This window comes from Sphingorhabdus sp., from assembly GCF_023910635.1.
Taxonomy (GTDB): Bacteria; Pseudomonadota; Alphaproteobacteria; order Sphingomonadales; family Sphingomonadaceae; genus Sphingorhabdus_B.
On sequence record NZ_JAAVVZ010000011.1, the window covers coordinates 20,450 to 45,665 of the forward strand.

At 54.3% G+C, this 25,216-nt stretch carries 21 protein-coding genes and 1 pseudogene; 11 read left to right on the plus strand and 11 right to left on the minus strand.

The genetic code is table 11. The features are described from left to right. Window positions 1-308: 308 nt before the first annotated feature. Both HEQ34_RS08185 and HEQ34_RS08190 read right to left on the minus strand, forming a co-directional pair. Window positions 309-1,343, minus strand: coding sequence for an ACP S-malonyltransferase (locus HEQ34_RS08185; RefSeq protein WP_296199544.1), 1,035 nt, complete (start codon window positions 1,341-1,343; stop codon window positions 309-311). Then, window positions 1,340-3,532: a thiamine pyrophosphate-dependent enzyme gene (locus tag HEQ34_RS08190; protein ID WP_296199546.1), complete on the minus strand. Its 2,193-nt coding sequence runs from the start codon at window positions 3,530-3,532 to the stop codon at window positions 1,340-1,342. The genes HEQ34_RS08185 and HEQ34_RS08190 overlap by 4 nt, the downstream gene beginning before the upstream one ends. Before the next feature lie 398 nt (window positions 3,533-3,930). On the opposite strand from HEQ34_RS08190, the gene HEQ34_RS08195 reads away from it, so the two are divergent. Further along, window positions 3,931-6,585: a TonB-dependent receptor gene (locus HEQ34_RS08195; RefSeq protein WP_296199548.1), complete on the plus strand. Its 2,655-nt coding sequence runs from the start codon at window positions 3,931-3,933 to the stop codon at window positions 6,583-6,585. A gap of 71 nt (window positions 6,586-6,656) precedes the next feature. Here the strand turns inward: HEQ34_RS08195 and HEQ34_RS08200 are convergent, their stop codons facing one another. From HEQ34_RS08200 to HEQ34_RS08210, 3 genes are all read right to left on the minus strand, one after another. Beyond that, entirely contained in the window at window positions 6,657-8,852 is a 2,196-nt protein-coding gene (locus HEQ34_RS08200; RefSeq protein WP_296199550.1) for a 3-hydroxyacyl-CoA dehydrogenase NAD-binding domain-containing protein, read from the minus strand. 145 nt (window positions 8,853-8,997) lie between these two features. Next, on the minus strand, window positions 8,998-10,212 hold the full coding sequence (locus tag HEQ34_RS08205; protein WP_296199552.1) for an acetyl-CoA C-acetyltransferase: 1,215 nt from the start codon (window positions 10,210-10,212) through the stop codon (window positions 8,998-9,000). Window positions 10,213-10,214: 2 nt separating this feature from the next. Next, window positions 10,215-11,372, minus strand: a complete 1,158-nt coding sequence (locus HEQ34_RS08210; RefSeq protein WP_296199554.1) for a CaiB/BaiF CoA-transferase family protein — start codon at window positions 11,370-11,372, stop codon at window positions 10,215-10,217. A 344-nt stretch (window positions 11,373-11,716) separates the two neighbouring features. On the opposite strand from HEQ34_RS08210, the pseudogene HEQ34_RS08215 reads away from it, so the two are divergent. The 3 genes and pseudogenes from HEQ34_RS08215 to HEQ34_RS08225 all read left to right on the plus strand — a co-directional run bounded on the left by HEQ34_RS08215 (window position 11,717) and on the right by HEQ34_RS08225 (window position 14,880). After that, window positions 11,717-12,489, plus strand: a pseudogene (locus tag HEQ34_RS08215) (IS5 family transposase). 181 nt (window positions 12,490-12,670) lie between these two features. After that, on the plus strand, window positions 12,671-13,666 hold the full coding sequence (locus HEQ34_RS08220; protein ID WP_296199556.1) for an aspartate carbamoyltransferase catalytic subunit: 996 nt from the start codon (window positions 12,671-12,673) through the stop codon (window positions 13,664-13,666). Continuing rightward, the gene (locus HEQ34_RS08225; RefSeq protein ID WP_296199559.1) at window positions 13,663-14,880 is read left to right on the plus strand and encodes a dihydroorotase; all 1,218 of its coding nucleotides are present in this window, start codon (window positions 13,663-13,665) and stop codon (window positions 14,878-14,880) included. The genes HEQ34_RS08220 and HEQ34_RS08225 overlap by 4 nt, the downstream gene beginning before the upstream one ends. A gap of 285 nt (window positions 14,881-15,165) precedes the next feature. On the opposite strand, the gene HEQ34_RS08230 is transcribed toward HEQ34_RS08225, so the two are convergent. From HEQ34_RS08230 to HEQ34_RS08240, 3 genes are read right to left on the minus strand one after another with little or no spacing between them, the layout of a single operon-like run. Then, the gene (locus HEQ34_RS08230) at window positions 15,166-16,443 is read right to left on the minus strand and encodes a tetratricopeptide repeat protein (protein ID WP_296199562.1); all 1,278 of its coding nucleotides are present in this window, start codon (window positions 16,441-16,443) and stop codon (window positions 15,166-15,168) included. A 33-nt stretch (window positions 16,444-16,476) separates the two neighbouring features. Beyond that, entirely contained in the window at window positions 16,477-17,100 is a 624-nt protein-coding gene (locus HEQ34_RS08235; protein ID WP_296199564.1) for a hypothetical protein, read from the minus strand. Window positions 17,101-17,117: 17 nt separating this feature from the next. Continuing rightward, window positions 17,118-17,834, minus strand: a complete 717-nt coding sequence (locus HEQ34_RS08240) for a ParA family protein (protein WP_296199566.1) — start codon at window positions 17,832-17,834, stop codon at window positions 17,118-17,120. Between the two features lie 254 nt (window positions 17,835-18,088). On the opposite strand from HEQ34_RS08240, the gene HEQ34_RS08245 reads away from it, so the two are divergent. From HEQ34_RS08245 to HEQ34_RS08270, 6 genes are all read left to right on the plus strand, one after another. Then, window positions 18,089-18,430, plus strand: a complete 342-nt coding sequence (locus HEQ34_RS08245) for a hypothetical protein (RefSeq protein WP_366934852.1) — start codon at window positions 18,089-18,091, stop codon at window positions 18,428-18,430. A 128-nt stretch (window positions 18,431-18,558) separates the two neighbouring features. Then, window positions 18,559-19,443, plus strand: a complete 885-nt coding sequence (locus HEQ34_RS08250) for an IS1595 family transposase (protein ID WP_296199568.1) — start codon at window positions 18,559-18,561, stop codon at window positions 19,441-19,443. Next, complete coding sequence (locus HEQ34_RS08255; RefSeq protein WP_296199570.1) at window positions 19,440-21,314, plus strand: N-6 DNA methylase; 1,875 nt, start codon at window positions 19,440-19,442, stop codon at window positions 21,312-21,314. The genes HEQ34_RS08250 and HEQ34_RS08255 overlap by 4 nt, the downstream gene beginning before the upstream one ends. Further along, complete coding sequence (locus HEQ34_RS08260; RefSeq protein ID WP_296199572.1) at window positions 21,311-22,267, plus strand: restriction endonuclease subunit S; 957 nt, start codon at window positions 21,311-21,313, stop codon at window positions 22,265-22,267. Before HEQ34_RS08255 ends, HEQ34_RS08260 begins: the two co-directional genes overlap by 4 nt. A gap of 9 nt (window positions 22,268-22,276) precedes the next feature. Continuing rightward, window positions 22,277-22,420, plus strand: coding sequence for a hypothetical protein (locus HEQ34_RS08265; protein ID WP_296199574.1), 144 nt, complete (start codon window positions 22,277-22,279; stop codon window positions 22,418-22,420). Between the two features lie 5 nt (window positions 22,421-22,425). Continuing rightward, window positions 22,426-23,043, plus strand: a complete 618-nt coding sequence (locus HEQ34_RS08270) for an SPOR domain-containing protein (protein WP_296199576.1) — start codon at window positions 22,426-22,428, stop codon at window positions 23,041-23,043. Here the strand turns inward: HEQ34_RS08270 and HEQ34_RS08275 are convergent. Continuing rightward, window positions 22,989-24,052, minus strand: a protein-coding gene (locus tag HEQ34_RS08275) for an IS630 family transposase (RefSeq protein ID WP_296196779.1) whose coding sequence is annotated in 2 segments (ribosomal slippage) — window positions 22,989-23,558 and window positions 23,561-24,052 — 1,062 coding nt in all. Because the reading frame shifts where the segments join, the coding sequence is not laid out codon by codon here. The genes HEQ34_RS08270 and HEQ34_RS08275 overlap by 55 nt on opposite strands. A gap of 14 nt (window positions 24,053-24,066) precedes the next feature. On the opposite strand from HEQ34_RS08275, the gene HEQ34_RS14455 reads away from it, so the two are divergent. Then, complete coding sequence (locus HEQ34_RS14455; RefSeq protein ID WP_366934853.1) at window positions 24,067-24,249, plus strand: SPOR domain-containing protein; 183 nt, start codon at window positions 24,067-24,069, stop codon at window positions 24,247-24,249. Window positions 24,250-24,284: 35 nt separating this feature from the next. Here the strand turns inward: HEQ34_RS14455 and HEQ34_RS08280 are convergent, their stop codons facing one another. Together HEQ34_RS08280 and hisI are read right to left on the minus strand one after the other, a co-directional pair. After that, window positions 24,285-24,749 (minus strand): hypothetical protein, encoded by a 465-nt coding sequence (locus HEQ34_RS08280; RefSeq protein ID WP_296199578.1) that lies wholly within the window; start codon window positions 24,747-24,749, stop codon window positions 24,285-24,287. A gap of 59 nt (window positions 24,750-24,808) precedes the next feature. Further along, complete coding sequence (gene hisI, locus HEQ34_RS08285) at window positions 24,809-25,168, minus strand: phosphoribosyl-AMP cyclohydrolase (RefSeq protein WP_296199580.1); 360 nt, start codon at window positions 25,166-25,168, stop codon at window positions 24,809-24,811. Between the last annotated feature and the right edge of the window lie 48 nt (window positions 25,169-25,216).

A 25,216-nucleotide genomic window follows, 5' to 3' on the forward strand; every position in this document is an offset into this window, starting at 1 on the left:
TCCGGAAGCGGCGGGGCGTCTAGCGCTTATTCGTATGCAAGACTTAGGGTCAGGACTACTTAAATCCACCTTCGCGGCGTCAAAATGGCAAAGATATCGAAGGAAAATGTCCGCCGCAGGCAGTTATTCTGCCTGCAAGGGCATTTTGCTTTGAGATCGCAGCCATTTTGGCGTCCTTCGGATTTGACCCATATTGTCCATTGCCACGTTGGCAAGCTTGGACTTAGAACCACTAAGTCCTGCGCTTGCCGCCTTGCACTGAACAATATGGCCTCAAACCGCGAAGGTGGCTTTAAGTAGTCCTGACCCTAGCTTTGTGCCCAAGCGCGCTGTTCGGCCATGCCCATGGAAATGAGGATCGGTTCATCCTGCTGCCGCGCCTGAAAGTCCGCTTTGCTCGACAGACCGCGCCAGCCCGAAGCGATCAGCGCCTGCACCGTTGGTGCGCCTAAGGTTGTTCCGGGGCCGAGGACAATGATCGTGTCGGGCGCGAATTCGGCGGCTGCGACCTGAACTGCGCGGGTAAAATCATAGCTGTCGGTCAGTTGCGCGCCAAGCGTGTAGTTATAAATGGCCTCATGGCTGAACGCGCGGGGGGACCAAATCCGGCCCTGCCCGTCAATCGCGGGAATTTCGCCAGCCCCGAAATCGGTCATTGGGTTTTCGGCCCGCGCCATTGGAACGATGTGGTTTAGCAAGGGGCTATGGAATGCGGCGTGGTGCATAAGGCGCATCGGGAAGCGGTCGTCCTTGGGCAACCGCTCCATCAGCCATTTCAGCCCGGCGTCGTCTGCGGCGAACACAATCATCCCGCCCAAGCGAATGGAAATGTGGACATTAATGTGTGATACTGTCTGCGCTTCCTTCAACAAGTTATTGATAAGAAGTATTTTGTCTTGGATAATTTTCCAGTCATTATCAACGATTGACCAGACAATCTGCCCGCCGGTTCCATGCTGATGCATGATCCCGCCCATATTGTTGACGAGCCGCGCCCCGCCCGCAAGATCGACGATGCCCGCGCAAGCCAATGCCAGATACCAACCCATGGAGTTGCCTGTTATCGCGACAATCTCATATTGTTCGCGGTCAATCGCGGCGAAGTCCGCCATTGCGCAGGCGTAGATCAACGCCGAGGCATTATCGCCGGTCATATGAACCGATGGCGTGTATTTGTCTGCACTATCAAGCTGCGAGACAGTCTCCTGCCCCTTCGCCGCCCGCACGGCGTCCAAGGTGGCTATTATCCCCCCTCGCGCCGCATGATGCGCCCGAAGATAGCCAAGCTCTGCGGCGTTATATGTCCCGCGTCCGGGGCAGATTACTAAAGCGCGTTTTTTCATGCCACCGCCGCCCGTGCGGCTTCGATAATGGACTCTTTGCTCGGCAAAACCAGTTCCGCCGCCGGTCCCAACGGAATGAAGCAGTCCTCGGCAGTAATCCGGCTGACGGCATCGCCGCGTCCTGCCTCGGTCAATAGGGTCATCAACTTCTCGCTGAGGCTTCCCGACTTACGGCATTCATCGACTATCAGGATTTTCCCGCAATCCGCCACCGCCGCAACAATCGCCTCGGCATTTAACGGGTGTAGCCAGCGTAGATCGATAATCCGCAGGTCAATCCCTCCCGCCTTCAACTCATCCGCAGCCTGACGCGACAGAAAATAACCATTTCCGTATGTTATGATCGCAAGTTCATTACCTTTGCCAAATTGACCAAGCGCACCAAGCAAAATAACATTGTCCTGATCCGGTGCCATATAAGGTGCAGTCCACGCACCGTCGCCCGGCTGTTGCAGGTCGGTTATATGATAGAGCGCGATAGGCTCAATAAAGACCACAACCCGCCCGTCCTCATGCGCCAGACGGACGCATTCCCGCAACATCGCTGGCGCGTCAGCGGCGCTGGACGGACAAGCGACGATGATACCGGGAATATCGGTAAGGACGGCCAGGCTGTTGTCATTGTGGAAATGCCCGCCAAATCCCTTTTGATAAGGCAGGCCAGCAATGCGGATGACCATCGGGTTGCGATATTGCTTGTTTGAAAAGAAGGATAAGGTTGCCGCTTCGCCACGGATCTGATCCTCGGCATTGTGCAGATAGGCCAAAAACTGGATTTCGGGAATCGGCACAAAGCCGTTATGCGCCATGCCAATGGCGAGGCCCAAGATCGTTTGTTCGTCCAGCAATGTGTCGAACACACGCACGGCGCCGAATTTCTCCTGCAACCCCTGCGTCACGCCATAAACGCCGCCCTTGCGCGCGACATCTTCGCCAAACACCGCGACATTGGGATATTGCAGCATGATGTCCGCTAAGGCAAAATTGATGCTCTTGGCCAAGGTCGCTGGCTTGGCAAGGTTACGCGCGTCATGCGCGAACAGGGCATCACGTTTCGCCGCATCGGGCATGGGTTGCGGCGGCTTTTCGAATTTTGCGGGTTCAATCGACGCCATAACCTCTGCCGCCGTTAACAGTCGCGGCTTCGCCAGCGCATCGCGTGCCACGCTGTCGACCCGGGCACGCATATCTTCATAGCGCGCCACTATCTCCGCGCCTGACATGCCCGCTTGTTCATGCAAGATACGCGCGCTGTGTAGCAAGGGGTCCTGCGCCTCGGCAGCCTCGATCTGTGCAATAGGGGCGTAGCTTAATTCAACGTCCGCCCCGGCATGCCCCATCAGTCGGATCGTCTGCATGTGCAGGAAAACCGGCTTGCGCCGCGTGCGGGCATAGGTCACCGCTTGTGCGCATCCGCGCAAGGCATCGTTCATGTCCGCACCGTCGCAGCTAATGTAATGCAGCGCCGGCCTATGTGCGAAATTGGCCGCGATCCACCCGCCCGGTGTGCGCACGGAAATCCCAATGCCATTATCCTCACACAGGAACACGATCGGCATAGGCAAATGCTGATACGCCGCCCAACATGCGGCGTTGAACGCACCTTGCGACGTTGAATGGTTCGCAGACGCATCACCAAATGAACATAGGATTATCGAGTCATGCGGCAACACCGCGTCAGCAAGCTGCAGCCGCTGCGCCATGCCAAGCGAATGCGCCGCGCCCACGGCCTTAGGCAGATGTGAGGCAATCGTACTGGTCTGCGGCGGAACAAAGGTGTGGGCGCATCCCAATACTTTGTGCCGTCCGCCCGAAATCGGGTCATCGGCTGACGCGGCGAAGGACAAGGCCATGTCATGCAAGGGCGTCAGGCCGCCGGCTTGCTTCTTACGCTGGATCAGGAACGCAGCATCGCGGTAATGCAGGAATGCCATATCGGTCGAGCGTGTTGCGGCGGCCATGGCCGCAGTGCCCTCATGCCCCGAACTGCCAATGGAATAGAAAGTCTTGCCCTTGGAACGCCGCGCCCAAAGGTCGAGATGGCGACTCATGATTTGTGTGTCGAACAAATCGACAAGCACGTGCGGCGCAACCATTTCGGCGGTGGGGTTGGTGCGCGAAGATGGAAAGTCATGCGCAGCGACGCGACGGGAAAATGTCTCGTCCAAGATCGTGGGGCGGTCAAACATAGCCCGCGATGATTAGCGCCAAAAGACGCAAAAGCCACAGCAAAGTGATAGGGACAGGACCACTTAAATCCACCTTCGCGGTTTGAGGCCATACTGTTCAGTGCAAGGCGGCAAGCGCAGGGCTTAGTGGTTCTAAGTCTAGCTTTGCCAACGCGGCAATGGACAGTATGGGTCAAATCCGAAGGACGTCTTGACGCCGCGAAGATGGATTTAAGTGGTCCTGACCCTAATTTCAATCGCGCGATTAAATTGCTGGATTTGTCAAATTTCGGCGATAAGATGGGACGAAGAGGGTTCTTCTTCCCGGACTTTTCCCACCCGGGAAGCGTTGAGAGCGCCGCCAGCCTTATATGAGCAGCAAATGCCAATGGGTTGTCGGTTAAATGGAGGAGAGAGAAATGCGTCGTTTTAATCGTGTAATCACGGCTGCCTTGTGCGGCACCATCTGCAGCGCGATGTTAGTGCCAGCAGCTTATGCTCAAACAGCCCAAGCCGAAGAAGATAGTGGTGATGAACCCATTATCGTGACCGCCACATTGCGTGCAATGGATGTGCAAGACATTCCGCTTGCCGTGACCGCAGTCGCGCCAGAGGCACTTGAGCGTGAAGGCGTGTCCGACATTAAATCGCTTTCGTCGATTTCGCCAAGCTTTAACATTCAGTCATCACAGACCGAAACGCAGGGCACCTCTATTAAAATCCGTGGTGTTGGCACAACGGGCAACAACACCGGCCTTGAAAGCTCGGTCGGTGTTTTCATTGATGGTGTTTATCAATCCCGCCCCGGTGTTGCGTTGGGCGATCTTGTCGACCTTGAGCGCCTCGAAATTCTGCGCGGTCCACAGGGCACGTTGTTCGGGCGCAATACCTCAGCAGGCGCTTTGAACATCTCGACAAAGCGCGCCAATCTCTCTGAAGTCGAGGGATTTGCTAACGCCTCTTATGGCAACTACAACTTCATGAATGTGCAAGGCGGGATCAGCGTCCCCATTGCACAGGATGTCGCCGCAGTTCGCTTGTCAGGCACCTGGCGCAAGCGTGACGGTTTCTTGAAAAGCTCTACTGGCGCCGAAAGCAATAACCGCGATCGCTATATGCTTCGTGGGCAGTTGTACATGGAGCCAAACGCCGATCTAAGCATCCGCCTGCTGGCGGATTATTCTAAGGTCGACGAAAACTGCTGTGACGCTGTGATAGTTCGCGAAACGGAACTGGCGCCATTTTCTGCGTTCCATGGCTTGGCGAATGATGGCGTTGTCGAATCCGGCCAGTCGGCGCTTAAAAATCTGGCAACGAACAGCCAGACGTTTTTCAATGGCGCAAAACAATGGGGCGTTTCTGGTGAAGTAAAATGGGATTTTGGTGGCGCAAAGCTGACGTACATCGGTTCCTATCGCGACTTTAAATCCAGCTCGACAGCTGAGTCCGATTTCACAAGCCTGAAAATTTTCACAACAGGTGTCGGTGGCTCAATCCAAGCGCCGGGCGTTTTGCCAAACGGTGACCGGATTAAAACCTTCACCCAAGAACTGCGGTTGCAAGGCACGGCTCTTAACGACTCTCTGGATTGGTTGATCGGTGGTTTCTATTCCAAGGAAAAGATTGCCGCTCAGCAAACCATGTCCTTCGGTGCCGATTTTCAAGCGGCAAATAGCGCATTTAACTTTGGCCCAGCAGCAGGTGTGAACCCGCTATTTGCCCTGACTGCTTTGGGATCTGGCGGAACAGCAGCTGCTCCGACGTTTGGTGCGCCGGTCAATTCGAACAATTCTTTTGGCAACAACCTGTTTTCTCAAGATGCCGAAAGCTATTCAATCTTCACCCACAACGTTTTCAACGTAACGGATAAGCTAAGCCTTACCATCGGCGCACGCTATGTTTCTGAGACGAAAAAAGCGGCGTTCAATCAGCTTAGTGCAAGTAATCAGGCATGTCAGGCTATTGCAAATGGCGCACTTACACCGAACGGACCACTTTCGTTATTGACGAACGTCGGTGGCCTCAACCCCACTGGTCTGGCGGGGTATTACGGTGTTGTAGGTCTCTCATGCTTTCCATTCGCCGTGCCTGTTAACTTGACGGCACCCACCGTCGTGGGCGGAGGCCTCGCGAGCAGCTACCTTCCATTACCGCGGCTGTGGTCTAATACCTTCAAAGATGATGAAATCACCTACACTGCGCAAGCTGGTTATAAAGCCAATGAAGACCTGTTAATCTACGCTGGATTTAGTCACGGCTTCAAGTCAGGTGGTTTCAATCTTGATCCAACGGCAGCCAATCTTCAGAACTCGGTGGCAATAATTCAGGCACAGAGACTGGGCCTCCCAGCAGTAGCACCAGTTTACGCCGACCCACGGTTCAAATCCGAAAAGGTGGATCAAATCGAAATTGGCGTGAAGGCAACCTTTGGCCCGATTAAGGCAAATCTTGCATTGTTTGACATGAAGATGAGCGACTTCCAGGTCCTTGAATTCACTGGCGTCCAATTCTTGACCTTTAACGTCAATTCGGCGCGTTCAACCGGCGCGGAACTCGAATTGTTTGGTGACTTCGGTAACTACATGAATGCTAATCTTGCCCTGACCTACGCCGATGCACGTTACCCAAGCAATTGCGCCGACGGTGTTGCCGCAAGCGCTCTTGGCTCTGTGGTGCGTCTCTGCGGACAAGACCTGACCAATGCGCCGAAGTTCACAGGCGTAGCCGGACTGACCTATGATGGCCCACTCAACAGCTCAGGTTGGGGTTTACTGGTTAACGGTAGCGTCAATTATTCGGACAGCCGAACAACCCGGACAATTGATCTCGACACGAACAATCTACCCATCCCGCTCGCTCGGCAGGAAAACTACTTCAAGATGAACGCACGCATTGGGCTTACCACGCCGGATGAACGTTATACCTTTGAACTATGGGGTACGAACCTGACGAATGAAATCACACGCGGCATTACGGCCAATACGCCGCTGCGTGGCGCAGCTGGAACGCGCTCGTTGATCGGTTTCGTGGAAGAACCCCGCATGTACGGCCTGACCGTCCGCGCTAAGTTCTAAATAAACGACACAAACAAAAAGGGCGGCCTCCGCGTGGAGGTCGCCCTTTTTTGTGCCTTGCTTTCTGGTTTTTATGCAGCAGCTTTATACAAAGTCTCGCCCTTGTCCGCCATCTCGCGGAAGCTTTTCGGTGGTGCAAAACGGCTCCCGAAACGTTGCGCAAGATTGTCAGCGGTACGGACAAAATTTTCCAGTCCGACCGTGTCGATATAACTCATGGGACCGCCCGTATAAGGCGCAAAGCCCCAACCAAATATCGCGCCCAAATCGGCGCTTTGCGGGTCTTTGACAACATCTTCTTCAAAGCACTGTGCCGTTGCAATCAGTTGGATATACAACAAACGCTGCTTCACCTCTTCCACCGACGGCTGTTCGGCGGCGAGCGGATAATGCTGGGCCATGCCCTGCCATAGGCTCAAGCGCTCGCCCTTGGCATCATAGTCATAAAAGCCAGAGCCAAAACGCCGGCCCTTGCGGCCAAGCGTGACCACCATCAACTCCATAAAATCTTCGGTGCCGCTTGGTTGATAGGCGTCGCCCAATTCCTTCTTCGTTGACTGCATAACGTCATAGCCCAGTTGCAGCGTGGTTTCATCGAGCAACGCCAGCGGGCCGATGGGCATGCCAAGTGCCTTGGCTGCATTTTCGATCAAAGCGGGCTTCACACCCTCCGTCACCAGCTTCATCGCCTCACCCATATACGGCGGGAACACGCGATTGGTGAAGAAGCCACGGACATCCTTTACGACAATCGGGGTCTTCTTGATTTTGGCGTTATAGTCAAACGCCGCCGCCAAGGCACGATCACCCGTCAACGCGCCAGGGATAATTTCAAGCAACGGCATCTTTTCAACGGGTGAGAAAAAGTGCAGTCCGACAAACAGTTCCGGCCGTGACGAATTTTTGGCGAGGCCAGTGATCGGCAACGTGGACGTATTCGACGCGAACACAACATCAGGGCCGATGACGGCTTCGGCTTTCTTGATAACGTCCGCCTTTACATCGGGACGCTCAAATACCGCCTCAATGATAAGATCGACGTCTTTCAGGTCATCATAATTGTCGGTCGGCGTGATACGCGCCATGAAGGCGTCACCGGCTTCTTTTGTCATCTTGCCACGGCTGACGGCCTTGTCGATGATCTTGCGGCTGTAATTGACTGCCTTGTTGGCGTCTTCCAAGCTGCGGTCGAGAACGACAACATCCATGCCGCCCTTGACGGTGACATGCGTAATTCCCGAACCCATGAGCCCGCCACCCAATACGCCAACCTTCTTGATCTCAACCGGAGGCACGCCTGCGGGACGGCCAGCACCCTTTTCGGCAGCCTGCTTGTTGATGAACAAGGTACGGATCATATTCTTCGCTTGGCTGCCCGAAAGCAACTTGGTGAAATATTTCGATTCCACACGTAACGCAGTGTCGAATGGCAGGATCGAGCCTTCATACAAGCAGGACAAAATCGCCTTTATGGCATCGAAATTGCCCTTGCTTTCCTTATGCGCCATGGCGTTGAGGCCAACGAATAATTGCACGGCGCGCGGGTCCATTGCCCCTGCCCCGCCCGGGAATTTGAAATCCTTCTTATCCCAAGGTGCCGTGACCTTCGGATTGGCTTTCACCCATGCCTTCGCATGCGCAATCAGGTCAGCCGCTGGCACGACGTCATGGACCAGGCCTTGCGCCTTTGCTGTAGCCGGATCGAGCGCCTTACCTTGAATGATCATCATCGCTGCATTCTGCAGGCCAATCAGGCGCGGCGTCCGTTGTGTGCCACCGCCACCGGGCAGCAAGCCAACCATGACTTCTGGCATACCAAGCTGAATTTTCGGATGGTCAATAACGACGCGATAATGGCACGCCAAAGCCAGCTCAAGCCCGCCGCCCAGGGCAAGTCCATTCAGCGCGCAAGCCACTGGCTTGGCCGAAACTTTGCCGGAACTCAGGTCCTTGGCCGACTGACCGCCCGTTTCCATTTTGCGCAGTAATGCGTTCAACGCAAATGCCTGGTCAAAAGCTTCTTTGGTGCTGTTCGCCTTCGCGCCGCCCAGCATAGTCAGGTCAGCGCCCGCCAAGAAACCGGATTTCTTGCCCGAGGTGATGACCGCGCCTTTAACGGCGTCGTTGGTCGTGAAATCATCAACCCATTTGGCGAATTCTTCAATCAACGCGCCATTCCACACATTCATGGAGGCGTCGGGAAGATCGATGGTCAAAAGTGCAATGCCATCGGCGTCGATTTCGACGGAGAAAGTTTTGTAAGTCATATCTTCGTTCCTTGTTCGCGCGTTTTCGCGCCAATCTAAAACTTTGTCACCCCCGGCTTGATCGGCGGTCCATGGCCATATCCGTCGGTTTACGCTGACGTGCCGGACTATGGATCCCCGCGTTCGCGAGGATGACAAAACTAGGTTAATTCACGCGTTCGATGATGGTTGCGGTGCCCATGCCTGCGCCGATGCACAAGGTTGTGAGCGCAGTCGACTTGCCCGACCGCTCCAGCTCATCCAATACAGTCCCTAGGATCATCGCACCCGTTGCACCCAAAGGATGGCCCATGGCGATTGCGCCGCCGTTCACGTTGATGTCCGAATGATCGATGTTCATCGCTTCCATGAAACGCAGGACAACCGAAGCAAAAGCTTCATTCAATTCCCACACGTCAATGTCGCCTTTGTTCATGCCTGCGCGCGCCAGCGCCTTTTGCGCAGCAAATTCGGGGCCGGTAAGCATGATGGCAGGTTCCGAACCGATAGATGCCATCGATACGATCCGCGCACGCGCCTTAAGGCCGTATTTTTCGCCAGCTTCCTTGGTTCCGATAAGGACAGCCGCCGAGCCATCGACGATACCCGAACTGTTGCCAGCATGGTGAACATGATTGATCTTTTCGACGTCGGGATAGCGCATGATGGCAATGTCATCAAAACCGGGCATCATCGTGCCCATCATCTGGAATGCGGGGGCCAACGCGCCCAAGGACTGCATATCGGTTTGCGGGCGCATCAATTCGTCATGGTCCAGCACGACCTCACCAATGACGTCCTTGATGGGCAGAATCGAACGCGCAAAGCGCTTCTCGGCCCATGCGCGGCCAGCGCGCTTCTGGCTTTCAACAGCATAGGCATCAACATCATCGCGGCTGTAGCCATATTTGGTGGCAATAAGATCAGCAGAAATGCCTTGCGGGATGAAGTAATTGGCAATCGCCGAACGCGGATCGATGGGCCATGCGCCGCCGTCTGAACCCATGGGCACGCGGCTCATTGATTCAATGCCCCCGCCAACCGCTAGGTCGCATTCGCCCGACTTCACTTTTGCCGCAGCGATGTTCGACGCTTCAAGGCCGGAACCACAGAAACGGTTCACCTGAATCCCTGACGTCGTGTGCGGATATCCCGCGGCAAGAATTGCCGTTCGCGTGATAACTGCGCCTTGTTCACCCACAGGGGAGACACAGCCAAAGGCCACATCCTCAATCTCTTCGCCCGACAGACCATTGCGGTCGCGGATCGCGGCCAAGACCTGCGATGCCAGATCGATAGGCGTAATTTCATGCAGCGCGCCATCAGGGCGCCCCTTGCCACGCGGGCTACGCACCGCATCATAAATATAGGCTTCGGTCATATTTAATCCTTGGTTACGACCACGGCGCCTGCCGCGATCAGTTGGGAGATTTCTTGATCACCGAGTCCAGCCTCGGTCAATATGTCGGCATAATCGCCGCCTTTTGTTGCGATATCGAAATGGGTAGCCAGTGGCTGCGTTGCAAGTCGCGGCGCAACCTGCGGATGTAACCAACGACCGTCCTGCACAAAGGCCTGCCGCGCGGCGTTTGCGGGATGGGATGCGGCTTCGACATAATCCAGCACGGGCGTAACACAGGCGTCGGTTCCGGCAAAAATCGCTTCCCATTCGTCGCGCGTTTTGGTCGCGAACACATCTTCAAGCATTTCATGCTGCTTTGCCCAAGCCGTTCGGTCATGCTGACCGCCATATACGCCCTTGTCGACGGGCAAACGCTCCATCATCGCGGCGAAAAACTGCGGTTCAATGCAGCCAACGGCCATAAACTTGCCGTCAGACGTCATAAAACAACGGTAGAATGGCATCGCCCCGTCGAGCAAATTTGCCGCACGCTGCGTGCGCCATTGGCCAAGCCCTGCCATGCCATGCACAAAGCTCATCAGGCTATTGGTGCCATCAACAATCGCCGCATCCACTATATTGCCTTTACCCGTCCGTGCGCGTTCGACCAAAGCGGCAAGGATACCGTTGACGAGAAACATCGACCCGCCGCCAAAATCGCCCACCATGTTGAGCGGCGGAACCGGTGGCTGCCCGTCCTTGCCAATCGCGTTCAAAACACCTGTCATGCCGATATAATTAATGTCATGCCCGGCCATTTGGTTCCACGGACCCGTTTGGCCCCAGCCAGTCATCCGGCCATAAATAAGACCAGGATTGACCGTGTGACAGACATCGGGGCCAACCCCCATCCGTTCCGTCACACCAGGCCGCAGTCCTTCAATCAAGACATCCGCGGACTCAACCAGCTTCAACAATGCGGCAACCGCTTCGGGTTTCTTCAAATCAAGGATCATGGATTTTTTACCGCGCGCATCAATGGCCTTGGGCACGATTGCGCCACCCGGCCTGTCGATGACAATCACATCCGCACCCATGTCCGCCAGCAACTGGCCAGCATAAGGCCCCGGCCCAATACCAGCAAGTTCGACAATCTTTATGCCGCTTAACGGACCGGATTTGGCGGAAGAATCGGTCATGAAGTGGGCTCCGTTACGATAGGCATTTAATCGTATGATTAAGGTGCCCACGCACTTGACGCAAGCGTCAACTAAGTTTTTTAGCATGGTTTATTTGCCAGGCGGAGCTTTGTGCGCATATCTGTTAGGGTCAGGACCACTTAAATCCACCTTCGCGGTTTGAGGCCATACTGTTCAGTGCAAGGCGGTAAGCGCAGGACTTAGTGGTTCTAAGTCTAGCTTTGCCATTTTGACGCCGCGAAGGTGCATTTACGTGGTCCTGACCCTAATTGGTGTTTACATTCATGCTTCCCAATCGTGTAATTTTCTGATTCAAGCTGCTTGCTGTATGGAGGTCAGCATGAATGGATCGACAGGAACTGAGTGACGCGGTTTGGGAGCGGATATCCCCGCATTTGCCGGGCAAGGTGACAGACCCTGGATGCAGTGGGCGAGAAAAATGGGCAATTTGTGGAAGCTATTCTGTGGCTGGCCCGGTCGGGTGCGCATTGGCGGGTTCTACCGAAGGAGTTTGGTCGGTGGCACACCGTTTACCAGCGCTTTAACTGCTGGTGTCGTCGCGGCGTTTGGGAGAGTCTTTTCAAGGTGTTGAGCCAAGACGCCGACTTTGAATACATCCTCGTCGACAGCACGATCGTGCGTGCCCACCAGCACAGTGCCGGTGCCCAAAAAAAGCGATCAATCCGAAGACCGGTTTGAAGCTCACGCGCTGGGACGGTCAAAAGGCGGCCTGAGCACCAAGGTTCATGCCGCCACCGATGCGCTTGGCAATCCCGTCCGCTTTATCCTGACGGGCGGCGAACGCAATGACATCACCCAGATCGAAGGCTTGCTCGATGGCCTGAGGGCAGGTCATGTGCTGGCCGACAAGGGTTATGATGGCCAGCGTGCCATGGACGCTATCGCTGCCACCGGAGCAAAACCCGTCGTCCCACGCAGAACCACGACAGCACAGTGGCGCACCTTTGATGCCACGATCTACAAGGATCGCAATCTGATCGAGCGCTTCTTTAGCAAGATCAAACACTTCCGACGCATCGCCACACGATACGACAAGCTCGCCAGAAACTATGCTGGCTTCCTCAATCTCGTCGCAGCACTCAAATGTTGCCGATGAATGTAAACACCACCTAGCTCTGGGCGTGCTGCGCGATAGACCCTGGAACGACAGTCACCGAAGGTGAAACAAGTTCAGGGTGACGGATAATTTTTTAGAACCTTGCTCCACGGCGCGCCCAGACCCCAACCCGACAAATCATTTGAGTCTCACCCAAATTCCCATTAAGGGCATATCTTTAATGACATGGACAAAACCCTTCGCCGCCGACAGCTTTCCAAGCGGGTCGGATGCCTTTCCGCACAAACATTTGCTTGGCATCGCCGGACTTCAGACGTGGGAAATTCTCTACATCCTCAAAGAGGCGGAGCAATGGGTTGCGCTAAACCGCGCTGGCGCTGCAAAACATGCTGACACGCTTTCCGGCCTGACAATCATCAACGCCTTTTTTGAAAATTCAACGCGCACCTTATTATCGTTCGAAATCGCCGGAAAGCGGCTCGGCGCGGACGTCGTGAATATGCACGCGGCGCAGTCGAGCGTGAAAAAGGGCGAAACGCTCATCGACACGGCAATGACGCTTAACGCCATGCGCGCGGACGCCATTGTGATTCGCCATGGCAGTTCAGGCGCCGTGCAGCTCATCTCCAGCAAAGTCGACTGTCCCGTGCTGAACGCCGGTGACGGCAGCCACGAACACCCGACTCAAGCCTTGCTCGATGCGCTGACCATCATGCGCCGCAAGGGCAAGGTCGAAGGTCAAACTGTCGTCATTTGCGGCGACGTTCTGCACAGCCGTGTGGCAAGATCCAATCTGTTTTGCCTAAAATCGCTGGGCGCAGACGTGCGCGTGGTTGCCCCCCCTGCCCTCATGCCAAGCGGCATTGAAGGCTTTGGCGCCGTTCCCTTTAGCAATTTCGATGCCGCATTGAACGGGGCCGATGTCATTATGATGCTGCGTCTGCAAAGCGAACGGATGCAGGGCGATTTCATCCCGTCGCCGCGTGAATATTTCCATCTTTATGGCCTCGACGAACGGCGGTTGGCCTTGGCCAAGCCGGATGCGCTTGTCATGCACCCCGGTCCCATGAACCGCGGCGTGGAAATTGCCAGCAGCGTCGCTGATCATGTCGAGCGATCGGCCATTACCGAGCAGGTCGAAATGGGCGTTGCGGTGCGGATGGCTTGCCTCGACATATTGACCCGCAAGGCGCGTGGTCAGGAGGGGTGGGTATGACCGGCGTGAACATCATTCAAGGCCATATCATCCTACCCGGCGCGGATAAGGCAGAGCCGTTGCATCTGCATATCGAGGACGGCAAAATTGCCTCGGTTGGCAAGGCAGCCCCGATTGCCGAACATATCGACGCCAGCGGGTTGATCGTTGCGCCGGGCATAATTGATTTGGGTGTTTTCAAAACCGATAAACCTGCATTCAGATTTGGCGGGATAACCCGCGCGGCATTGATGCCCGATCAGTCACCTGTGCATGACGATCCAGCGACCGTCCGCTTTGCCGCATTAAAGGGTAAGCCCGATTTGTGGGTTCACCCCCTTGCCGCCGCAACTCAAGGCCTTGACGGGCTTCGTATGGCGGAAATTGCGCTAATGAAAGAGGCAGGCGCTGTGGGTGTGGCGACTGGCCGCAAATGGATATCCGATAGCGGCGTCATGCTCCGCATCATGCATTATTGCGCAGCTTTAGACCTTCCCGTCATCCTGCATAATGAGGATTCAGGGGTAACCGGCCATGCCGTAGCAACGGCGGGTGAAACGGCCACTTTGCTTGGCCTTTCAAGCGCGCCAAGCGTTGCCGAAACACTCGCGATCGCCCGCGACCTCATGTTGGCGGAAGAAAGCGGCGCGCATGTGCATTTCCGGCAAGTCACCACCGCACGCGGCCTTGACCTGATCCGTACGGCAAAGGCGAAGGGCCTTCGCGTTACCTGCGGAATCACGCCAGCGCATCTGTTCCTGTCGGACAACGCCATTTCGGATTTCCGCACCTTTGCGCGGCTGTCACCGCCGTTGCGCTCCGAAAGCGACCGGCTGGCGTGCATCGCCGCAATTGCCGATGGCACGATTGACGTCATCGCATCGGGCCACGACCCGCGCGGGCCAGAAGACAAGCGCCTGCCTTTTTCCGAAAGCGCGCCTGGCATGGCGGGGGCAGAAACATTGCTGGCGCTGGCGCTCAACCTCGTGCGCGATAATGTCATCTCAACCGGCCGCATGTTTGAATTGCTCGCGTCGAACCCGGCAAAGATATTAGGATTAAATGCAGGCCAAATTGTTGAAGGACAAGAGGCCGACTTGATCTTGATCGACCCTGATGCGCCGTGGCAGGTCGATGGTGACCGCATGGCTGCGTTGGCAGGCAACACACCCTTTGACCGCTTGCCCGTTCAGGGCCGCGTTCGGCAGATGTTAAAAGGCGGCAAGCTTATTTAGGGTCAGGACCTATTAAATCCACCTTCGCGGCGTCAAAATGGCAAAGATATCGAAGTAAAATGTCCGCCGCAGGCAGTTATTCTGCCTGCAAGGGCATTTTGTTTCGATATCGAAGCCATTTTGGCGTCCTTCGGATTTGACCCATACTGTCCATTGCTACGTTGGCAAGCTTGGACTTAGAACCACTAAGCCCTGCGCTTGCCGCCTTGCACTGAACAGTATGGCCTCAAACCGCGAAGGTGGATTTAAGTGGTCCTGACCCTAGCGACATCTCGTTGCGTTTTGTTATCGTACTGCGATTTTTAATCTTCCGCCTTGTGCCAACCGCACAGACTGCGATCCTGTGATTGGAACAACGAAACACGCGCCCCCTTGCGATTTGATTTGCCTGCAGGTTGCGCTGGCACGCGCCGCATCGCCCAACGCCATAGCCGCAATACGTGTCAATTTCCGTCCGTTTACAGTGACGGTCGAACTGACCGATTTTAACCCGCGCAATGCGCCATATCGCGCCGCATATCTCTTCCACGCCGCTTGCGCGCTGGCCGCCGAAGAAAAAGCCCCAAGCTGGATGAGGTAGCTCTTGCCCACAAATGCTGGTCGAGACGCTGGGACTTCTGCCAAACCAAGCTTTGCAGGCCTATTCGAAACCTTGATCATCGGCTTTTCAACCGCTGCAAAGCCGGCGCTTTGGGCAACTACAGTCGGCGCGATCGCCGCAAGCTCGGTTGCGGGGTCGGGCGACAATGCGTCAAACGCGGGCGCGGCTGGTACATTATCGGCCACGGCTAATGCAGGGGCGGCGGCATGGTTCAGCGCCAAATGCGCGGGTTGACCCAAGTCGGACATGTCCGGCCGAATCTTCAGCAGACCCGCCACGCGCAGGGTGTAGGCGCCAGGTTGCGCAAACTGCGCCCATTCCGCAATATGTTCGTTTACGGCGTCCTGCGCCATATCTTGCGACGCCATGACGCGGGCATCGCGCCAACGACCGTCCAATGCATATGCCAAAGCCAGATTCTGCCGGGTACGTGAAGACGCGCTATCATTGCGGACGGCGTCGATCAGAATGCGGATCGCCTCACCGGACCGCCCCGCCAATGCCAAGGTCAGGCCATAATCGCTGACGGGAAGGATGGATCGCTGCGAATCGATGAGCGCCACGGCAGATTCGGTGTTGCCTTGGGCAATCCGGCTGAGCGCGAGACTAATGACCGTACGGGGGTCGACTTTCCCTAGTTCAATCACGTCCATCAACGTCCGTTCGGCGGAGGCAAAACGGCCTTTGGCCATATAGATACGGGCCAAAAGCGCGCGGTAATCTGGGCTTTGCGGTTCGGCCTCCACAACAAGTTCGGCAAATTGCAGCGCGCGGTCATTCTTGTTTTTGGCAATCGCCTGCTCGGCTTTTTTCGCCCATTGTAACGCCTTCTCGGGGCTTGCCTGCTTTGCAGATTCCTTGCTTGTTCTAATTGCCCCCGTCGCCGACGCCGTCGGCGTCATAGCCAGTACCGCCACAAAGGCGGTCGACAAGGCAAGCTTTACGATAAAATTGCTCTTCATGACATCACCTCTGATATGGTCCAAATTCAAATATCAATGTCTCTTGTCCGGAATTTGGGACGCAAGGAGACCAATTTCGGGCATCGATTCGATCAAAGCGTCGAGCGCGGCGGTAACTAACTGCTGCGCCGATTCGTGCTGAACCGCACAAGCCAGCCGGAGCTTCAAATGGCGCTCACTATCGAGGCGGAGCGTGAATGCAGCTTTGTCTTTCGAGCCGGACTTGGACCGCGCGCGCGACCGCGGTGCATCGGTTTTTCCAAAACGCGAGATTGGCCGTGTCACGGGCTCTGGCGTCACAGTGACAATGGTCAAAGCATCGGTCACCAATGCGGGTTCCATCGCAAAGCTGTCAAAGCCAGCTTCTACTTCGTTATTGGCTTCCATAGCTTGTTCCAAACGGTCTTGCTGATGCTTGACCTCGGGCACCGCGCCCGCCAGCATGTTTGCTCCATGGAAATTGTGATCATAATCCATCGGTGTCGACGGATCAGGATCAACATCAAATCCCATATCATTCCATCCCAAGTCATCCTGCGCAATGGAAGCACTCATGTTGCCATTGAACATCGAAGGACGCCGCATGGCAGGCCGTGCCAGGCCCTTGCGCGCTAGCAAGATGCCGGAAAGAGAAGCGATCGGTTTCAGTTCACCCATTTTCTTGCCCTCTCCGGTTAGCCAACGACCCGGCGACCGAAGCCACCGTTAGGACGGGCGACAGATACCTGCTGACTGGTTGCGGCGGGCGCGCTGAAAACAGTACGGCGAAAATTCTTCTCCAAACGGTCGGAAATATAGGACCATAATTGAACAACTTCCTGTGAAGACCGCCCCTTGGGATCGATCTCCATAACCGTGCGGCCATCAATCATCGACGCTGCAAAATCAATACGTTGATGCAGGGTGATCGGCGCAACTGTACCATGCTGAGAAAGCGCAACAGCGGCCTCAGAGGTAATCCTGGCCTTTGGCGTTGCGGCATTGACGACGAAGATGAGCGGCTTTCCAGCGCGTTCACACAGGTCGACCGTTGCACCAACGGCCCGCAGGTCATGCGGGCTTGGACGCGTTGGCACGACAATGATTTCAGCAACTGATATGACGCTTTGGATCGCCATGGTGATCGCCGGTGGCGTATCAATGACCGCAAGCTTAAAGCCCTGTTCTCGCAAAATAGCGAGATCAGCGGTCAATCGGGCTACCGTAGTCTGCGCAAAAGCAGGCAAGTCGGCTTCACGTTCGTTCCACCAGTCGGAGAGCGACCCTTGCGGATCGATATCGATAAGCACAACGGGCCCGGCGCCTGCCAGTTGCGCCTGAACCGCCAAATGGCCAGATAGGGTTGTTTTACCCGATCCGCCTTTCTGTGATGCCAATGCGAGAACTCTCACATCATTCCCCTTTTGCAAATGTTACAAATGGGGGTGTGACAGAACGGGGCTAAAAATATGTTAACGCCGCCTGCAATGGCGCAATCGGGTTTTATATCGTCATATTGAAATTCCTTAAAAGAAAATCCAAAGGAATTGAACAGTTCTTGAAAGTTTCTTGCTTAAGATATTAATCCAAAACATTTACCGAATATATGTTTTTGCATGATAAATTGAGAAACGATATGAGATGTTGTCAATTTGGAGTGCAAAAAATGGGCAGGCGTTCGGATATTGTCAAACTGGTAATTGGCTTGTTTGCGTTGATATCCGGCGCAGTCGCGGCAAAGGCGGATACAAAGGCGGGAACCGATGCCTGGTCGCGCGGCGATTATGTGGTTGCGGTGGAAGAGTGGCGCCAACCGGCACTTGAAGGCGACGCCGAAGCCCAGTTTCATCTTGGTCAGGCCTATAGACTTGGCCGTGGCGTAAAAACCGACCTAAATACTGCGTTGGATTGGTATCGCAAGGCAGCCGCACAAGGTCATATACAGGCGGGGGACAATTGCGGCCATTTGTTGCATTACCAAAAAAAGGGGAATTATATACGAAACTAGACAAAATCGCTTGCACTCAACGTCTAATTAAAATATATAACTAGATAGTAATTGGAGTGAGTTGAATGTCTAAGAAAGCACCCGGCAAGAGCGAACGGACAGGCCTAACGGTCCTCCAACTTTTCCAGATGTTCCCAGATGAAGCGGCAAGTCGCAAATGGCTTGAAGATATTCGATGGTCGGATGGTGAGCGGTTTTGCCCACACTGCGGCTCGCTCAAAACAACAGCCGTAAAAAACGAAATTCCGATGCCTTATCACTGTGGCGAATGCCGCCAGTATTTCAGCGTCAAAACCGGCACGGTGATGCAGTCCAGCAAAGTTGCCCTGCAGAAGTGGGTGATTGCGATGTATCTCATGTCCACCAGCCTCAAGGGCGTATCGAGCATGAAGCTGCACCGTGATTTGGGCGTCACGCAAAAGACCGCTTGGATGCTTGCACAGAAAATCCGGCAGGGCTGGATTGACGGCAGCGATCAGCTGACGGGCAAAGTTGAAGTTGACGAAACCTACGTTGGCGGCAAAGAGCGTAACAAGCACCGGAACAAGCGACTGAATGCTGGTCGCGGCGCAGTCGGTAAAACGGCTGTTATTGGTGCGAAAGAGCGCAACGGGAAAGTAAAAGTCGCCGTAATCGAGAAAACCGATGCTGCGACGTTGGAGGGTTTTATCTTGAACAGCGTGCAAACAGGCGCGACGGTATTTACTGACGAGCATCGGGGCTATAGCGGCCTGTCGAAATCATTCAGCCATCAATCGGTCAAGCACAGCGTCGGTGAATACGTCAACGGCATGGCGCACACCAATGGCATTGAAAGTTTCTGGGCGATGCTCAAGCGCGGATATAAAGGCACCTATCACCAGATGAGCGCCAAGCACATCGAGCGCTACGTCACGGAATTTGCTGGTCGGCATAACGTCAGAGGCTGCGATACCATCGTTCAAATGACGATGCTGGCAAAAGGACTGGATGGTAAACGGTTGCGCTATGACGATCTGGTAGCGGTGCGATGAAAAACGAACGCATCACCGAAGATTTTGTCCGCGACCATTTCAAGAATGACCCGCTGTTCGGGGCCGTTCGGTTTGATGAACAAAAAACGTCGATTACCAAGGCAAAGTCCTGCCTGTCGAAAGCGTCGAAAAGCATGACGGGCAAATCTGGTTTTCCCGAATTTATCGTTAGTTTTCCAGCGCTTCCGGATGATATTATCGTTATTGAGTGCAAAGCAGACGCAAAGGCGCATCGAAGCAAATTGGGTGATGATCCTTGCGGATACGCCGTTGACGGCGCGCTACACTATTCCGCTTTTCTGGCACAGGAATACAATGTCATATCTATTGCCGTAAGTGGCAGCGATCCGAAAAATCTAAAAATCTCGTCATTCTATCAAAAGCAGAATGAAACTGAAGTAACAGAAGAAGATGAAAAGCTAATAGGTATATTTTCCTATATCGAACGTCTCGGGGGAGGGGCGCAAGCGCATAATATAGAGAGTACAGAAATAACTAAAACTGCGATTGATCTGAACAATGATTTTGACGATTACTCAATAGCCGAATATGAGAGATGCACTATAGTTAGCGCAATTTTGTTGGCGCTTCACAACCCCGCCTTTAAGAGCTCATACAAGAAAATGGCGTCATCAAAGGAGATGACGCCTACCCCCGAGCGTGTGGCAAAGTTGATTATTACTGGTATTGGCAACGTGCTTGAGGACAACGAGATTGATGCCGAGCGCGTAAAATCCATGCTTGGGGAATTTCAGAAAATCCGCAACCATGACATCGCCAAATCCGAAAAGATAAAACGCAAAAAAGCCGCAGCAGAGGATGATAACTATGTCCTGCGCAACCTCATCGAACGGCTCGAAAAATCAATTCTACCCCTGATTTCAATGGGCGAAAAAGGGTATGATGTTCTCGGTCGCTTCTATCGGGAATTTATCCGTTACGCAGGCTCTGACAAGAAAACGGGGCTAGTGCTGACGCCGCAGCATATCACCGAGTTTTGCGGGGATTTGGTGAATCTAAACGTCAATGATGTTGTATATGACAGTTGCTGCGGAACGGGCGGCTTTCTGATCGCGTCAATGAAGCGGCTTATTGGCCTTGCCGGTAACGATGAGATAAAGAAGGGTGAGATCAAAAAGAACCAGCTTATCGGGATTGAAAAGCGAACGGATATGTTCACCTTCGCTTGTTCCAATATGATGATGAGCGGTGATGGCAAATCTCATATATATCGTGGTGATTCATTCTCGCCCGACAACACCACGATAATTAAGGCGCTCAAGCCAACAGTGGCCTTCCTCAATCCGCCTTATAATGTGGGTGAGGATGGACAATTGGCGTTTATCGAGAGCGCGCTGTCATGTCTCCAACCCGGGGGAAGGTGTGCCGCAATCGTTCAGATGAGCTGCGCAACGTCAACTGGGGCTGCTGCAATACTTGTTCGCGAGCGCTTGCTCAAAGCGCATAAACTGACGGGCGTTTTCTCAATGCCAGACGATCTATTTCATCCGGTCGGCGTCATTACTTGCATAATGGTTTTTGAGGCGCATAGCCCGCATCCAGTGGGTTACAAGACTTTCTTTGGCTACTACAAAGATGATGGGTTTAGGAAAACCAAGCATATTGGCCGCGTAAACAAGGGCCAGTGGGACGCTATAAGGGCAGGCTGGCTAAGCACATACATCAACCGCGAAACTCAAGCCGGGCTTAGTGTCATGAAGGTAGTTTCCGCATCGGATGAGTGGTGCGCGGAAGCGTATATGGCAACAGATTACTCCAAGATCGATCAAACTGACTTTGAAAAGGCGGTTCGAGATTATGCTGTTTACCGGCTGCTAAATCTGGGCACGATAGAGGGTGCTGCACAATGACGGCCATTGTCTCTGAAATTTTTGATATTCGTTACGGACATTCGCTAGAATTGAATGGCCTTGTCCAGACATCTCTTGATAACGGGATAGCCTTCATTTCTCGAAAAGCTGGCGACAATGGAATTTCAGCATATGTGGAGGCAGTTGATGACCTTGAACCAGCAAAAGCGGGGGAAATTTCCTGTGCGCTTAGTGGGAATGGTGTCTTAACAACCTGCCTGCAAGAGCGCCCGTTTTACACAGGTTATCACGTTGCGATATTGCGACCGAAGCAAACAATGTCGAAAGCTGAAATACTATTCTACTGTCTTTGCATCAAGTCCAACCGTTACCGATACAGCTATGGGCGGCAGGCGAACAAAACCCTTGGCCGCTTGATCGTGCCGTCACCAAACGAATTGCCCGAATGGGTAAATTCATCAAATTTGGAGCCATTTGAAGATGCTAAATCCGCAATTTCCGCAGGAATGCCGGAAACAGCGCCCCATGAAATATGGTCGGATTTTAGATATGATGAAATCTTTGATATCGAGCGAGGGAAAGGGCCAAGAAAGGCTACTTTGACAAGCCACGGCGCCACACCGTTTATTTCGTCCACCGATAGCAACAATGGCCTGACAGGTTACACCTCCGAAAAACCACGGCACAGTGGAAATGTTATCACGGTAAATCGCAACGGCAGTGTTGGAGAAGCATTTTACCAACCCATACCTTTTTCCTCCACCGAGGATGTTCATGTTTTTAAGCCAAAATTCGACATGAACAAATACATCGGAATCTTTTTAGCAACACTTATCCGGCAAGAAAAGTATCGCTTCAACTATGGGAGAAAATGGGGGTTAGGTCGCATGAATGAATCCATCATCAGGCTACCGGTCACGACGGACGGGCAACCTGATTGGGATTTTATGGAAAGATATGTTAAAGCGCTACCATATAGCGTTAGTTTGTAAGGCAAGAGAATGACCGATAAGCCACCCGCCCAAAAAGGCCGTCCAGTCACGAACAAACTGGATCAAATTCCAGCCTCGCCAGAGGACATCGCCAAAGCTATTTTTCGGTCTGCCGACAAGAAAATCAAAAAGCCGAAACCGAAGCCGAATTAAATGGCTTGTCTAGTTTCGTATATAATTCCCAAAAAAAGTATAATGAAGCACTTCCGTTTCTAATCGCATCCTCGGACCGCGGCGAACCGCGCGCGCAATATCTGTTGGCAACCGAATTGTTCAACGGCGTCAACATCGAAAAGGACTGGATCCGTGCCTATGCAATGATGACGCGCGCTGCATCGGCGGGCATAGCACCTGCGTCACGCAGCTTAGCGCTCATGGACCAATATATCCCGGCTGAACAAAGGCAGGCGGGAATCTTGCGCGCGCGTGCACTGGATCAAAGCGCCGACGGTGCACGCGGGGCGCAGGTCGATGGTCTTGCGTTGGACAGTCGCTCGCGTGAATCGGTTACGCTTGCTCCCGTATCAATGGGAGTGGCGGTTTCGGCAAAGCGCGCATCGGACTCAGTCGCTGACGAAAAATGGCGCATTCAGCTTGGCGCGTTCAGCCATGCCGCCAATGCAAAAAAGCTTTGGACGAAAATTGCCAAGGATATACCCAGGCTGGCGACGATGAAGCCAATCCTGAAAAGCGACGGCGCGCTTATACCAACCTGCAATGATCATAACCCACTGGCCCATTTGCGGTGCCCGATGGTCATAATGCGCCAAGGCTGATCTATGAGTTTGTTCCACGCCTCGCAGCAGAGGTCGACGATATTGTCGTGGGAAGTGAACACCCGGTTGGAGAGCCAGTTGTCGCGCATGAACTGCCAGATATTCTCAACCGGGTTGAGTTCAGGACATTTGGCCGGAAGCGCGATGATGCTGATATTGCCGGGAACATCCAGCTTGTCAGTCATATGCCAACCGGCTTGATCCATCAGTATAACAGCGTGAGCGCCAGGAGCGACGGCGAGCGCTATTTCTGTCAGATGGAGTGTCATGGTTTCGGTATTGCAGAACGGCAGCACCAGCCCCGCGCCCTTGCCGTGCTCCGGGCAGATTGCGCCGAAGATATAGGCCGATTTGGTCCGCTGGTCTTTGGGTGCCGATGGCCGCGTCCCGCGTCTGGCCCAACGCCGCGTGATCTTGTTCTTCTGGCCAATCCGCGCTTCGTCCTGGAACCAAATCTCTATCGGCGTGCCCTTCGGGAGAGTTGCTCTGACCTTTGCAAGCTCGGCGGCAAAGCCCCCTTTTTAAAGGCCTCCATCGCAAGCTCGTTCTGGGCGTAGTGGCGAGGCCGCGCCGTCAGCTTGACATAGCCCAGTCTCTTTAGCTCACGCCCCACGGTCGTTGCATCAAGCGAGACAGCAAATTCGTAATGAAGCCACTGGACCAAGTCGACCAGCCGCCAGCGAACGACGCCATGGATCGCCGGGATCGGGCCGCACTCGACCATTTCGACAAGCGCGCGGCGCTGGGCATCATTGAGCAGCGACTGTCTTCCCGGGGCCTTGCCATCGAGCAGCCCATCGGGACCTCGGGCGTTGAACCTCACCACCCAGTCACGCACGATCTGTAAGCCCACCCCGCCGATCCGCGCCGCCCTTGTCCGGCTGCCACCGTCGTAGATCTCGGCCAATGCCAAAAGCCGGCGGGCCTGGTTCGCACTTTTCGACTTCCGCGCCAGTCGCCTCAAGGCAGTGCCGTCAAAATCATCCCGCAAGCTAATCGCTGATCCCATGTCACGTCCTCCAAATGAAGAACAACATAGAATCAGACTTTCCACCGTTTGGGAATCCCAAATCTGAGTCAGCCTCACCGCAGCTTGGTATTACCCGGCTACAAGCAGGGCCATTCGCCAGCAAAGCGGACGCCGAGGCAATCTGTAAAAAGTTGAAGGCAAGCGGGCAGCCATGCCTCACCCTATCCGCGTCTTAGGGTCAGGACCCTATCCGCATCTTAGGGTCAGGACCCTAGCGGCACAATCTTTCGATGCCTCGGCCAAGCGTGTCACGTGCGGCAGCGCTGCCAGTTTCAATCATGAAATACTGCGTGCCGGAAAAACTTACCCGGTCCGTGCAATATTGCGCGCAACCGCTGTCGAGCGCTGCGGGGAAACGCAGTTCAAAACCATCATAGCGCGCGGTGAACTTGCAAGACCCTTGCCCGCTGAGGCTGATTTCCACATTTTCGCCGTTTAATTTCGCTGTGCCTATGCCCTCGCATTTGCTTTCAGAGCCGATGGTGGAGAGAAAGCCGATGGCAAAGTTGTTTTCAGTCCTTTCGACCGCGCAAAACCTATCGACCCCAAGGTCGCCGTGCGTTTCGTATCGCCCGGCAAGGCCACTGTTCTTTGGATCAGGCAGAATGCCTGCTTCTATGGCCTTTGCATCCAGAGCCGGGCCTGCATTGTCGCTGCCCCCCAGCAAAAATGGCAATCCGTCTCCGCAAGCCATTAACAGGCAACAAAAGGGTACACAGAAAAAAGCCGACGCTTTCAAACGGGTTCCAACCCGCCATCGGTCACCTTGCGATAAAAACAGCTTCTTGCGCCGGTATGGCAGGTCGGACCTTGCGGCCGTGCGATGATCCATATTGCGTCTTGATCGCAGTCGATGCGCATTTCAACGATATGCAAGACATTGCCGCTGCTTTCGCCCTTTTGCCAAAGCCGCTGGCGGCTGCGCGAAAAAAATGTGGCACAGCGGCTTTCGATGCTTTTCGCAAGCGCCTCTGCATTCATATGCCCCACCATTAACACGGTGCCATCGGCTTCATCCGTGATGACGGCAGTCACCAATCCATTGGCGTCATATTTGGGGTCAAGCACCCATCCGCTTTCTCGTTCGTCGGTCATGCGGGTTGCGTAACCCAACCATCTTTGCCCCGCCAACATTTTCTTTCT

Excerpts from the sequence above, each read along its gene's own strand:
- HEQ34_RS08185 (WP_296199544.1), bottom strand. The coding sequence starts at position 1,343 with ATGAAAAAACGCGCTTTAGTAATCTGCCCCGGACGCGGGACATATAAC.
- HEQ34_RS08190 (WP_296199546.1), bottom strand. The coding sequence starts at position 3,532 with ATGTTTGACCGCCCCACGATCTTGGACGAGACATTTTCCCGTCGCGTC.
- HEQ34_RS08195 (WP_296199548.1), top strand. The coding sequence starts at position 3,931 with ATGCGTCGTTTTAATCGTGTAATCACGGCTGCCTTGTGCGGCACCATC.
- HEQ34_RS08200 (WP_296199550.1), bottom strand. The coding sequence starts at position 8,852 with ATGACTTACAAAACTTTCTCCGTCGAAATCGACGCCGATGGCATTGCA.
- HEQ34_RS08205 (WP_296199552.1), bottom strand. The coding sequence starts at position 10,212 with ATGACCGAAGCCTATATTTATGATGCGGTGCGTAGCCCGCGTGGCAAG.
- HEQ34_RS08210 (WP_296199554.1), bottom strand. The coding sequence starts at position 11,372 with ATGACCGATTCTTCCGCCAAATCCGGTCCGTTAAGCGGCATAAAGATT.
- HEQ34_RS08220 (WP_296199556.1), top strand. The coding sequence starts at position 12,671 with ATGACATGGACAAAACCCTTCGCCGCCGACAGCTTTCCAAGCGGGTCG.
- HEQ34_RS08225 (WP_296199559.1), top strand. The coding sequence starts at position 13,663 with ATGACCGGCGTGAACATCATTCAAGGCCATATCATCCTACCCGGCGCG.
- HEQ34_RS08230 (WP_296199562.1), bottom strand. The coding sequence starts at position 16,443 with ATGAAGAGCAATTTTATCGTAAAGCTTGCCTTGTCGACCGCCTTTGTG.
- HEQ34_RS08235 (WP_296199564.1), bottom strand. The coding sequence starts at position 17,100 with ATGGGTGAACTGAAACCGATCGCTTCTCTTTCCGGCATCTTGCTAGCG.
- HEQ34_RS08245 (WP_366934852.1), top strand. The coding sequence starts at position 18,089 with ATGGGCAGGCGTTCGGATATTGTCAAACTGGTAATTGGCTTGTTTGCG.
- HEQ34_RS08250 (WP_296199568.1), top strand. The coding sequence starts at position 18,559 with ATGTTCCCAGATGAAGCGGCAAGTCGCAAATGGCTTGAAGATATTCGA.
- HEQ34_RS08255 (WP_296199570.1), top strand. The coding sequence starts at position 19,440 with ATGAAAAACGAACGCATCACCGAAGATTTTGTCCGCGACCATTTCAAG.
- HEQ34_RS08260 (WP_296199572.1), top strand. The coding sequence starts at position 21,311 with ATGACGGCCATTGTCTCTGAAATTTTTGATATTCGTTACGGACATTCG.
- HEQ34_RS08265 (WP_296199574.1), top strand. The coding sequence starts at position 22,277 with ATGACCGATAAGCCACCCGCCCAAAAAGGCCGTCCAGTCACGAACAAA.
- HEQ34_RS14455 (WP_366934853.1), top strand. The coding sequence starts at position 24,067 with ATGAAGAACAACATAGAATCAGACTTTCCACCGTTTGGGAATCCCAAA.
- hisI (WP_296199580.1), bottom strand. The coding sequence starts at position 25,168 with ATGACCGACGAACGAGAAAGCGGATGGGTGCTTGACCCCAAATATGAC.